An 11,583-nucleotide genomic window follows, 5' to 3' on the forward strand; every position below is an offset into this window, starting at 1 on the left:
CGTCCGGAATGCCTGCTCATTGCCACCATCCCCGCCGCCCAGTTTTCGAACTGGGTTAGGCTAACAGATTGACAGCGTTGTCTTTTTGAGGGCTGAGGGTTCGCAGAATGATGGCATGGCAGGCTACAGCTTAATTCCTTCAACTTGAGTAAGTTAAGGTAAAATTATGCTGTAAATACAGATATTTAGAGCGAGATTTGTGCGCCCCAGAAGGCGCGCGGCGCTCTAGTAATGGGAGCGAGCGATGAACGTAGCCAATCCTGTCGCGCTTGAGCAGAACAGCGGTCAGCCGGATATTGCCGGTAAACCCCTGCTTGAGATGCGCGGCATCAGCAAATCCTTCGGTGTCGTGAAGGCGTTGAGCGATGTCAATTTTACCGTGATGCCGGGAGAAATTCACGCATTTGTCGGCGAAAATGGCGCGGGCAAATCAACGCTGATGAAAGTGCTGTCGGGTGTTTATCCCTCTGGCAGCTATGAAGGTTCGATCTTTTTTGACGGAGAAGAGCGACACTTCCGCGATATCAATGATTCCGAAGCGCTCGGCATTGTCATCATCCATCAGGAGCTGGCGTTGGTGCCGCTCATGACGATTGCCGAGAATATTTTTCTCGTCAATCCGCCTGCAAGCTATGGTGTTATTGACCGCAGCGAGGTGCATAGCCGCACAAAGGCGCTTTTGAAGAAGGTTGGCCTGACGGAATCGCCGGATACGCTGGTGACGGATATTGGTGTCGGCAAACAGCAGCTCGTCGAAATTGCCAAAGCGCTTTCCAAACGTGTGCGCCTTCTGATCCTTGATGAGCCGACAGCAAGCCTCAACGAAACCGATAGTGCGGCCTTGTTGGCATTGCTGCGCGAGTTTCGCGCGCAGGGCATCACTTCGATCCTGATTTCGCACAAGCTCAATGAAATTCGTGAAGTAGCCGACAAGATCACGGTGCTGCGCGATGGTCGCGCTGTAGCAACGCTTGATTGCAATGCTGGCGAGGTCGAGGAAGACGATATCATCCGCAAGATGGTCGATCGTGATCTGGAAAGCCGCTATCCAAAGCGCGATCCGAAGATTGGCGATGTGATTTTCGAGGTCGACAACTGGTCCGTTTATCATCCGCTGCATCCGGAGCGCCACTCCGTCAAGAACGTTTCGTTTAAGGTGCGAGCCGGTGAGATCGTCGGTATTGCCGGCCTGATGGGCGCTGGTCGTACCGAGTTTGCCATGAGCCTCTTCGGGCGTTCATGGGGTACGAATATTTCCGGCGAAGCCCGAATGAACGGCACTCCGGTTAATATTTCGACGGTCGCCCGCGCCATCAAGTCGGGGCTTGCCTATGTGACTGAGGACCGCAAAAAGCTGGGCCTTGTTCTTGGCGAGAATATATCGCGCAACATATCACTCGCGCATTTGCGCGGTGTCAGCCCCAAAGGCGTGATCGACAGTATTCGCGAAATGAAGGTCGCGAACAGCTATCGCGATCAGATGAGCATCCGCTGCCACAACGTCTATCAGGAAACGGGCACGCTTTCAGGCGGCAACCAGCAGAAGGTGGTGCTGTCGAAATGGCTGTTCACCGGGCCGGATGTACTGATCCTCGATGAACCGACGCGCGGCATCGATGTGGGCGCGAAATACGACATTTACACAATCATCAATTCACTGGCTGACAGCGGCAAGGGCGTGGTCGTCATTTCATCCGAAATGCCGGAACTGATCGGTATTTGCGACCGCATTGTCGTCATGCATGAGGGAGCTTTCGTCGGCGAAGTGGCTGGCGAAGGAGCGACGCAGGAGAACATCATGCGCGCCATCATGCGGAACAAGGGAAAACAATAATGAGCGAGAACGTAATTCAGAGCGGCCCGAAAGCGCCGAGCGGTGTGGGGCGTTATCTCAAAAACAATCTGCGTGAATCGGGAATGTTGCTCTCGCTCATCGCGATCATGATCTTTTTCCAGATCGTGACCGGCGGCGTGCTGATGAAGCCGCTGAACCTTACCAATCTCGTATTGCAGAACAGCTATATCGTCATTATGGCGCTCGGAATGCTGCTGGTTATCGTGACCGGGCACATCGATCTTTCGGTCGGATCGGTCTGCGGTTTCATCGGCGCACTGGCAGCTGTCATGATGGTGCGGTGGGGAATTCCATTTCCGATCGCAGCTATTCTGTGCTTGCTGGTAGGAGGTATTATCGGCGCGATGCAGGGCTTCTGGGTCGCTTATTTCAACATTCCATCCTTCATCGTGACGCTCGCGGGGATGCTGGTTTTCAAGGGTCTGATGCTTGCCGTTCTTGGTGGGCAGTCGGTCGGGCCATTCCCGCAGGTTTTCCAGAAGCTTTCGTCCGGCTTTATTCCGGAGTTTATTGGCACAACATCAGGCGGTATCTATCTCACATCGCTGATCCTCGGCGTGGTCATTGCGGGCTTCATCGTCTGGCAGAATACAAGATCGCGCGCGCGCCATATCGCGCACGAGGTGGAGACAGAACCGTTCGGCCTGTTCGTGGCCAAGAATATTCTATTCTTTGCAGGTATTGCTTATCTCGCGCTGCTGATTTCGTCGCATCGCGGTATGCCTAACGTCCTGATTATCATGGCTGTTTTGATCGCTGCTTATGCGTTCCTAACCAACCGAACAGTGATCGGTCGTCAGATTTATGCGGTGGGTGGCAATCGCCATGCTGCCAAGCTTTCTGGTGTTAAAACCGAGCGGCTGACCTTCCTCGTCTTCGTGAATATGGGCGTGCTGGCAGCGCTTGCGGGTCTGGTTTTCGCGGCTCGTCTCAACACGGCGACACCAAAGGCTGGCCTTGGTTTTGAGCTTGACGTGATTGCCGCCTGCTTCATCGGTGGTGCATCGGCATACGGTGGTGTGGGGCGTGTTACGGGTGCGGTGATTGGCGCGCTCATCATGGGCGTGATGAATAATGGCATGTCGATCTTGGGTATTGGTATCGATTATCAGCAGGTCATTAAGGGCATCGTGCTGCTGGGTGCCGTCTGCATCGACGTCTATAACCAGCGCCGCTAAACGGGCTTTGGCCATGAAATGGCCATATTCCTGACACGGGTTTAACACGATTTAACGTGTTTCAGAGGCCGTTTTTGCGGAAAAAAGCTCACTATCGGCGCGTTATCGCGCTGGTGCTTCGCCTTTTGGGAGAGGGAGGCAGAAGCCATTCGGGCCGGAACATTGTTCCGGCCCGATTTGTATTTTTTAGATCGCCGTACGGCGCGCGTGGTCGAGATAAATCTCGCGCAGCTTGAGAGCGACCGGACCGGGCTTGCCGCCACCGATAGGCTTGTCGTCGATAAACGAAATCGGCGTTACAAAAGTACCTGCGCTGGTCATGAAAGCTTCTTTCGCAGCATAGGCTTCATCAATCGTGAAAAGACGCTCTTCAAGCTTCATGCCGGTTTCAGCAATCAGCTGCAACAGCGACAAACGTGTGCAGCCGGGCAGGACCGCATTGCTGTTGGGGCGGGTGACGATTACATCATCCTTAGTGACGATATAGCCGGTCGAAGATGCGCCTTCGGTGACGTAGCCGTCCTCTAACATCCAGGCTTCATCGCAACCGGAACCCTTGGCGATTTCCTTGGCGAGAGCCTGTGGCAGAAGGCAGACGGTCTTGATGTCGCGACGCTTCCAGCGCAGATCATCCAATGAAAGCACACGGATGCCTGTTGCAACTTCCGGCCGGTCGGCAAGGGCTTTAACTTGGGTGAACAGAACCACCGATGGCTTCAAGCCTTTAGCGACAAAATCTCGGTCGCGACCATCGCCGCGCGTCACTTGAAGATAGACCAGACCCTCGGTGAGATTGTTGCGGCGGATCAATTCGCGCTCGATCTCGACAATCTCATCTTCGCTCATCGGCATAGGAATGCCGATTTCACCTGTCGAACGACGCAGGCGCTTCATATGCGGGTCGCTATCGACCAGCTTGCCGTCAAGGACTGCGGTTACTTCGTAAATTCCGTCACCAAAGAGAAAACCACGATCAAAGATCGAGATTTTTGCATCGCGCGCGGCGACATATTCGCCATTCACATAAACGATGCGGTCTTCAAGTTCTGCTGAAACGGCCATGTTGGAACGGTCCTGAAAATAGCGCATCCCGAAAAGTGTGAAGCGATTTTCGGAATAGATGCGCGCAAACGCTAAAAAGAAAAGGCTGCGAAGAACATCGCAGCCTTTTCTTAAGATACCATCTCATTAGAAGGAACAATAATTTTCAGGCAGCCTGTTTTGCCGCTGTAATTGCTTCGCTGCGGATTTCTTCGGTGAGCTTCAGGCGCAGCTCCGAGAATTCCGGGCTGGCTTTGACCTGATAGGAACGCGGATGCTCAATATTGACCGGCGTGATCGATTTGATCTTGCCGGGACGGGCTGTCATCGTAACCACACGGGTCGCCATAAAGATCGACTCTTCAATATCGTGGGTGACGAAGATCACGGTTTTCTGCTCACGTTCCCAGATGCCGAGCAGGAGTTCCTGCATCAATCCACGTGTCTGGTTGTCGAGCGCGCCGAAAGGCTCATCAAGGAGCAGGATCTTTGGGTCATTGGCAAGTGCACGGGCGATTGCAGTGCGCTGCTGCATCCCACCCGAAAGCTGCTTTGGCCAGTGGTTTTCAAATCCGCGCAGGCCGACTTTATCGATGTAGCTATCGATAATTTCGCGGGCCTGCTTTTCCGGCGTACCTTTTTCGCGCAGGCCGAAACCGACATTCTGCCGAACGGTTAGCCATGGAAACAGCGTGTAGGACTGGAACACCATGCCGCGATCCGCACCCGGTCCTTTGACCGGTTGACCTTCCAGCGTCACCGTGCCAGTGGTCGGCTTGTCGAGACCGGCAATGATGCGCAGAAGTGTGGACTTGCCGCAACCCGAAGGACCGAGAATGGTGACGAAATCATTCTTCGGAATGATGAGATCAGTTGATTGCAAAGCAAGGGTTGGTTTGCCGCCGTGAACACCCGGAAAGGTACGGCTCACGCCTTTAACGACGAGTTCCTGTTCGGTTGTCGTAACCATTACGCAAACCTCCACGCAAAGAGCCAGCGGTTGATGTATTTGAACGCCAGATCAGAAATCAGGCCGATAACGCCGATTACAATGATGCCGAAAATGATCTGTCCGGTAGCCATAAGCGCCTGCGAATTGATGATCATATAGCCGATGCCCGACGATGCGCCGATCAGCTCAGCGACGATCACATAAGTCCATGCCCAGCCCAGCACGAGGCGCAGCGTTTCGGCAATATCGGGAGCGCTTGACGGCACAAGCACACGGCGAATAACGCCGCGATCCTTGGCGCCGAGTGTATAGGCTGCTTCAACCAGATCGCGGCGCGTGTTGGAAACAATGACAGCGATCATCAGAATGAGCTGGAAGACTGCGCCGATGAAGATGACGAGCAGCTTCTGCGTTTCGCCAATGCCCGACCACAGAATGAGAAGCGGTACGAAAGCCGAGGCAGGCAAATAGCGTGCGAAGGAGACGAACGGTTCGAGCAGCGCTTCAATGGGTTTATATGCACCCATCGCAATGCCAAGCGGAATGGCAACGATGCTGGCCATGATGAAGCCGCCCAGCACGCGCCAGACAGTCATGCCGATATCCGAAAGGAAGCCCTGATTGGCGATGAGATCATATCCATCCTGAACCATGGTGATCGGATCGGCTAGGAAGGTAGGCGAAACGAAGCCTCCGAGGGTTGCGACGCCCCAGAAAGCAAAGAAAAGCACGAAGAACAGAATTCCCAGAAGAATTCGGGCTCCGTTTCCAATCGGTTGCATAGGCTGCATAGATATATCCGTTTAGTCAGGCACTACGTGAGGCTGAAATGAAACAGACCCGGAGCGAACTCCGAGCCTGCTTTTTCGATGTGATTACTTGATGAAGCTTGTGTCGACAATATCGTCGAGGTTCGGCTTGTTCTTGATCACGCCGGCGTCAAGCAGGAGCTTGGTGGCTTCTTCCGAAAATTCCTTGAACTCGCCTTCAAAGAACTTCTGGTTGGCGGCTTTGTCCTGCCAGCGGAGATAGGCTGCGGATTTGCCGAATTCTTCGCCCGACTGCTTCACGTCCTTGCCCATGATTTCGTAGGACTTGGCCTGATCGGCTGCGATCATTTCAAGCGCTTCGAAATAGCTGGTGGCAAGTGCCTTTGCAGCTTCCGGGTTCTTTTCAAGGAAATCCGGGGTGCAGCCAACGGTGTCCATAACAGCCGGATATTCGAGTGTTGTGGCGAGAATTTTGCCTTTGTCGGGTGCTGCACGCACCGTCGACAGATATGGTTCGTAGGTCAGGGCAGCGTCGTTCTGGCCTGCAACGAAAGCCTGCGCTGCTGGTCCCGGTTCCATGTTGACGATCTTCACGTCCTTGGTGGTCATGCCGTTCTTGGCCAGCATGAAGGCAAGGAAGAAGTATGGCGACGTGCCGGGAGCGGAAGCGGCAATGGTCTTGCCCTTCAGATCGGCAAAGGAATTGACATCGGCACGCACGGCGATGCCGTCAGCGCCGTAGGATTTGTCCATCTGGAAAATCTGCTTGGACTTCACGCCAGCCGCGTTCCAGATAATCCATGTTTCAACGGTGGTTGCCGCGCACTGGATATCGCCCGATGCGAGCGCGAGGTGGCGGCTTGCCTGCGGAATTTTATTGAGCGTGACGTCGAGGCCGTTCTTTTTGAAGATACCTGCTTCTTTCGCAAGCGTCAGCGGACCAAAGCCGGTCCAGCCGGAAAAGCCGATTGCGACTTTTGTTTCTGCCTGTGCGCTCGAAGCGAAGGTGAGCGCTGCGAGGGCTGCGCCTGCCAACCAAGATTTTCTCATATGTGAACCCCTTTTTTGTTTTAAGCATATACATATTCTGGCAGACAAATTAGCAGGGCGGAAATTTCTGTCCAGAGAGGCATATAAAGAATCCTTTGGCCGCCAAACTGTTCAAATTTCCCGTAGATTGTTGATTATACTTCGATAATCGCAATCCGATAGACGATCCCCTTACCAATAAGTTCTAGAGAAAACTGAGCCTCTCCCGACATGACCAAGCAATCATGCAGGCTCAGATGCGCGATTCTGCTGTCTGTTTTTAGATCGAAATTGCCTTCTGCACAGAAAATAAGCATGGCGCCACAATTGGATGCAACAATTCTCGAATCATCAATGGCGATGCGTTCGACGTGATGCGTGAAGCGCCCGCGTCGCGTCATGACGTTGAGATCAGTGATTGTTCCGTCGATGAGGCGGGCACCAGAGCTGGCATCGGCGGCAAAAGCAAAGGGTGCTGTCTCGCGGGTGAGGGTGGTTTCCACACCTTCAACATCGAGAACAATGCCGTTGCCTTCCAGCACCGACAATGTGCGATCAATGCCAGTGAAAACCGAGAAGGGGCCGTCATTGGCAACGGTTGCTGTGGAAATGCGCCAGTCGAAATTATCGACTGACGCATTTTCAGGGTGGATCGCAATTTCAACCGTAACACCGCCACCGTTTTTCCACGGCATGTGCTTGTGGTCGGCGCTGCGTAAGATGTGCATGGATTAATTACCCAGGATGGCCGGTAGACGCAGACCCTGCTGCTTTGCCCAGTCGAGCGCTTCTTCATAGCCCGCATCGGCATGGCGCATGACGCCCGTTGCCGGATCATTCCACAGCACACGACCGATGCGCTGGTCGGCATCTTCCGTGCCATCACAGCAGATGACCATGCCCGAATGCTGGGAGAAGCCCATGCCAACACCGCCGCCATGATGGAGCGATACCCATGTTGCGCCCGATGCGGTGTTGAGCAGTGCATTGAGCAGCGGCCAGTCAGACACTGCGTCCGAGCCGTCCTTCATGGATTCGGTTTCGCGGTTTGGCGAAGCGACCGAGCCACTGTCGAGGTGATCGCGGCCAATGACTATAGGTGCTTTCAGTTCGCCATTGCGGACCATTTCGTTGAAAGCGAGGCCGAGGCGGTGACGATCACCGAGGCCAACCCAGCAGATGCGCGCTGGCAGACCCTGAAACGCGATGCGTTCTTTCGCCATGTCGAGCCAGTTGTGCAGATGCTTGTTGTCTGGCAGCAGTTCCTTCACCTTGGCATCGGTCTTTGCAATATCTTCCGGATCGCCGGAAAGGGCTGCCCAGCGGAAAGGCCCAATGCCGCGGCAGAACAGCGGGCGGATATAGGCAGGCACGAAGCCCGGGAAGGCAAAGGCGTCTTCCAGACCTTCTTCGAGCGCCATCTGGCGGATGTTGTTGCCGTAATCGACCGTTGGAATGCCGGCATTCCAGAAGTCGAGCATGGCCTGAACCTGCACTTTCATCGAAGCGCGGGCAGCTTTTGCAACGCCCTTCGGATCGCTCTCCTGCTTGGCGCGCCATTCAGCAACGCTCCAGCCGATTGGCAGATAGCCATGCACCGGATCATGTGCCGAGGTCTGATCGGTCACGATGTCAGGGCGCACACCACGCTTGACGAGTTCCGGGAAAACATCAGCGGCATTGCCGATCAGTGCAATGGATTTGGCTTCACCTGCCTTGGTCCATTCGTCGATCTTTGCCAGAGCTTCATCAAGGCTGTGGGTCTTTTCATCCACATAACGAGTGCGTAGGCGGAAATCGGCGCGGGTTTCGTCACACTCGACTGCGAGGCAGCAGGCACCAGCCATGACGGCTGCAAGCGGTTGAGCGCCGCCCATGCCGCCTAAGCCACCGGTGAGAATCCACTTGCCCTTGAGGTTGCCGTCATAATGCTGGCGACCAGCTTCCACGAAGGTTTCATAGGTGCCCTGAACGATGCCCTGAGCGCCGATATAAATCCACGAACCGGCGGTCATCTGGCCATACATGGCCAAGCCCTTCTTATCCAGTTCGTTGAAATGATCCCAGGTTGCCCAATGTGGCACGAGGTTGGAATTGGCGATCAGAACGCGCGGTGCATCCTTGTGGGTGCGGAACACGCCGACCGGCTTGCCCGACTGCACCAGCAGGGTTTCATCGTCGTTGAGCGTCTTCAGCGTTGCAACGATACGGTCGAAATCGTCCCATGTGCGGGCTGCGCGACCAATGCCGCCATAGACAACCAGTTCATGCGGGCGTTCGGCAACATCCGGATCGAGGTTGTTCATCAACATGCGCAGGGGGGCTTCGGTGAGCCAGCTCTTAGCATTGAGTTCGGTGCCGCGCGGAGCGCGAATGTCGCGTTCATTATGACGTGGGTTGGACATGATTTCCCCTTTTCGGACTTAGATCTTGGCAGCGATCTGTTCGAGACGCTGCAATAGGTTTTTGAGATGGACGCGGAGCGGTTCGGCCTTGGCTTGGTCGTATGCGAAAGGCACGGCCTCGGTCGCCAGATGTGTGGATTGCGCTAGTTCCATCTGGATGGCGTGGACGCCGGTTTCGGGCTTGCCATAGTGGCGGGTCGTCCATCCGCCCTTGAAACGGCCATTGAGGATGGACGTGTAGCCGGTGGCGTTTTGGGTCACTTCCACGGCTGCGGCTTCAATTTCCGGTGCGCAGGTCTTACCGAGGTCTGTGCCGATGTTGAAATCCGGCAGCTTGCCTTCAAACAGGAATGGAATATGCGAGCGGATCGAGTGGCAATCATAAAGGATCGCCACACCGTGGATCGCCTTCACGCGCTCGATTTCTGCCGCAAGCGCATCGTGATACGGCTTGTGAAAGCGGGTGATGCGATCGGTGATATCGGCTTCTTTCGGCGCTTCGCCGTCTTTCCAGATGGCAATACCGTCGAAATCGGTTTCCGGGATCAGCGTCGTGGTATTCTGGCCCGGATAGAGGCTGACGCCTGCCGGATCGCGATTGGCATCGATGCAATAGCGATGGAAGGTGGCGCGTACGGTCGTGACATTATCCAGCAGCCCATCATAGAGCGTGTGGATATGCCAGTCGGTGTCGGCGAGAATGCGGCCATTATCATTGAGCCGTGCCCAGATGTCTTCCGGCACGTCTGTCCCGGTGTGGGGCAGGCCGAGAATGACGGGTGACGAACCCTGATGGACTTCAAAAGCAGCCATATCAAGCCTCCAACGCAGGCAGGATATTTGCGCTGATGCTGCCAGTGAACGAGCCGTCGGCGATGATGGCGCTTGCGCTAGCGAGGTCGTTTGCCATGTAGCGATCAACGTCGAGCGTCGGCACTTTAGAGCGCAGAACGGCGGTGGCGTTTTTCAGTTCAGGACTGGTTTCAAGCGGGCCGCGCAGTTCAACGCCGAGCGCGCCGGTCAATGCTTCAATGCCAATGATTGCGTTGAGGTTTTCAGTCATCTGCAACAGGCGACGCGCCCCATGGCAGGCCATGGAAACATGATCTTCCTGATTGGCGGAGGTTGGCGTTGAATCAACCGATGCCGGATGCGCCATCTGCTTATTTTCGCTCATCAGTGCTGCCGAAGTGACTTCCGCAATCATAAGACCCGAATTGAGGCCCGGCTTCTTTGCAAGGAAAGCTGGCAGGCCGAAGGAAAGCGCAGGGTCAACCAGAAGCGCGATGCGGCGCTGTGCAATTGCGCCAATTTCGCAGACGGCAAGCGCGATCTGGTCGGCTGCGAAAGCAACTGGTTCGGCATGGAAGTTGCCGCCTGAAACCACACTGTCATCGGAGAGGACGAGCGGGTTATCGGTAACGGCATTGGCTTCGATTTCAAGTGTGCGTGCAGCTTGGCGCAGAATGTCGAGGGCTGCTCCATCGACCTGTGGCTGACAACGGATGCAATAAGGATCCTGCACGCGCTGGTCGCCTTCAAGGTGGCTCTCGCGAATGACCGAACCAGCCAGCAGATTGCGCAGTGCTGCAGCCGTATCAATCTGGCCCTGATGTCCGCGCAGGGTGTGAATATCCGGATGGAATGGTGCGGTGGAACCCATCGCCGCATCGGTCGAAAGTGCGCCGGTGATGAGGGCTGCCTGCAATGCACGATGCGCGCGGAACAGACCGGCCAATGCCAGTGCAGTCGAGGTCTGTGTGCCGTTGATGAGGGCGAGACCCTCCTTCGCAGCCAGAACAGTTGGCTTGAGGCCTGCTTTCTTCAGTGCTTCAGCAGATGGCAGGCGTTCGCCCTGATAGAAGGCTTCACCTTCGCCGATCATGGCTGCTGCCATATGAGCGAGCGGTGCAAGATCGCCAGAAGCGCCAACCGAACCCTTGGCCGGGATCATCGGGATCACGCCTTTTTCAAGCATGGCTTCGATGAGGGTGATGAGTTCCAGCCGCACGCCCGACGCACCACGGCCAAGCGAAATGAGTTTCAGCGCCATTATGAGGCGCACGATCTCTTCACTCAGCGGTTCACCCACGCCACAGCAATGCGACAGGATCAGATTGCGCTGAAGTGTTGCCACGTCTTCGGGAGCAATACGGATAGAGGCAAGCTTACCAAAGCCAGTATTGATGCCATAAACCGGTGCATCGCCAGCTGCGATTTCGGCGATTCGTGCCGCAGCCTTTTCAACACCAGCATGGAATGACGGATCAATGCGAACGGCGAGGTTTTCGCGATAGATTTTCTCGATTGTTGAGAGTGGAACGCTGCCGGGCTTCAATATGAGGGACATGGA

10 protein-coding genes are annotated in these 11,583 nt (G+C 55.3%); 2 read left to right on the forward strand and 8 right to left on the reverse strand.

Features of this window, described 5'->3' with window-relative positions:
- Window positions 1-244 precede the first annotated feature (244 nt).
- On the forward strand, window positions 245-1,834 hold the full coding sequence (gene mmsA / locus RT142_RS21170) for a multiple monosaccharide ABC transporter ATP-binding protein (RefSeq protein ID WP_313031287.1): 1,590 nt from the start codon (window positions 245-247) through the stop codon (window positions 1,832-1,834).
- On the forward strand, window positions 1,834-3,033 hold the full coding sequence (gene mmsB, locus RT142_RS21175) for a multiple monosaccharide ABC transporter permease (RefSeq protein ID WP_007876249.1): 1,200 nt from the start codon (window positions 1,834-1,836) through the stop codon (window positions 3,031-3,033). The genes mmsA and mmsB overlap by 1 nt, the downstream gene beginning before the upstream one ends.
- A gap of 186 nt (window positions 3,034-3,219) precedes the next feature.
- Here mmsB and RT142_RS21180 read toward each other — a convergent pair whose 3' ends face one another.
- The 8 genes from RT142_RS21180 to hutH all read right to left on the reverse strand — a co-directional run bounded on the left by RT142_RS21180 (window position 3,220) and on the right by hutH (window position 11,580).
- Window positions 3,220-4,095: a D-amino-acid transaminase gene (locus RT142_RS21180; RefSeq protein ID WP_112812758.1), complete on the reverse strand. Its 876-nt coding sequence runs from the start codon at window positions 4,093-4,095 to the stop codon at window positions 3,220-3,222.
- A gap of 145 nt (window positions 4,096-4,240) precedes the next feature.
- Window positions 4,241-5,044: an ABC transporter ATP-binding protein gene (locus tag RT142_RS21185; protein WP_313031291.1), complete on the reverse strand. Its 804-nt coding sequence runs from the start codon at window positions 5,042-5,044 to the stop codon at window positions 4,241-4,243.
- The gene (locus RT142_RS21190) at window positions 5,044-5,817 is read right to left on the reverse strand and encodes an ABC transporter permease (protein ID WP_112805529.1); all 774 of its coding nucleotides are present in this window, start codon (window positions 5,815-5,817) and stop codon (window positions 5,044-5,046) included. The genes RT142_RS21185 and RT142_RS21190 overlap by 1 nt, the downstream gene beginning before the upstream one ends.
- A gap of 84 nt (window positions 5,818-5,901) precedes the next feature.
- Window positions 5,902-6,846 (reverse strand): ABC transporter substrate-binding protein, encoded by a 945-nt coding sequence (locus RT142_RS21195; protein WP_112805531.1) that lies wholly within the window; start codon window positions 6,844-6,846, stop codon window positions 5,902-5,904.
- 134 nt (window positions 6,847-6,980) lie between these two features.
- Entirely contained in the window at window positions 6,981-7,553 is a 573-nt protein-coding gene (locus RT142_RS21200) for a HutD family protein (RefSeq protein ID WP_079212188.1), read from the reverse strand.
- A 3-nt stretch (window positions 7,554-7,556) separates the two neighbouring features.
- A complete protein-coding gene (gene hutU, locus RT142_RS21205) occupies window positions 7,557-9,230 on the reverse strand; it encodes a urocanate hydratase (protein WP_313031294.1) in 1,674 nt (557 codons plus the stop codon).
- Between the two features lie 18 nt (window positions 9,231-9,248).
- The gene (gene hutG / locus RT142_RS21210; protein WP_313031297.1) at window positions 9,249-10,043 is read right to left on the reverse strand and encodes an N-formylglutamate deformylase; all 795 of its coding nucleotides are present in this window, start codon (window positions 10,041-10,043) and stop codon (window positions 9,249-9,251) included.
- Window position 10,044: 1 nt separating this feature from the next.
- Window positions 10,045-11,580, reverse strand: a complete 1,536-nt coding sequence (hutH, locus tag RT142_RS21215; protein ID WP_313031299.1) for a histidine ammonia-lyase — start codon at window positions 11,578-11,580, stop codon at window positions 10,045-10,047.
- Window positions 11,581-11,583 lie beyond the last annotated feature (3 nt).

Source organism: Brucella sp., assembly GCF_032066345.1.
Lineage (GTDB): Bacteria > Pseudomonadota > Alphaproteobacteria > Rhizobiales > Rhizobiaceae > Brucella > Brucella pseudogrignonensis.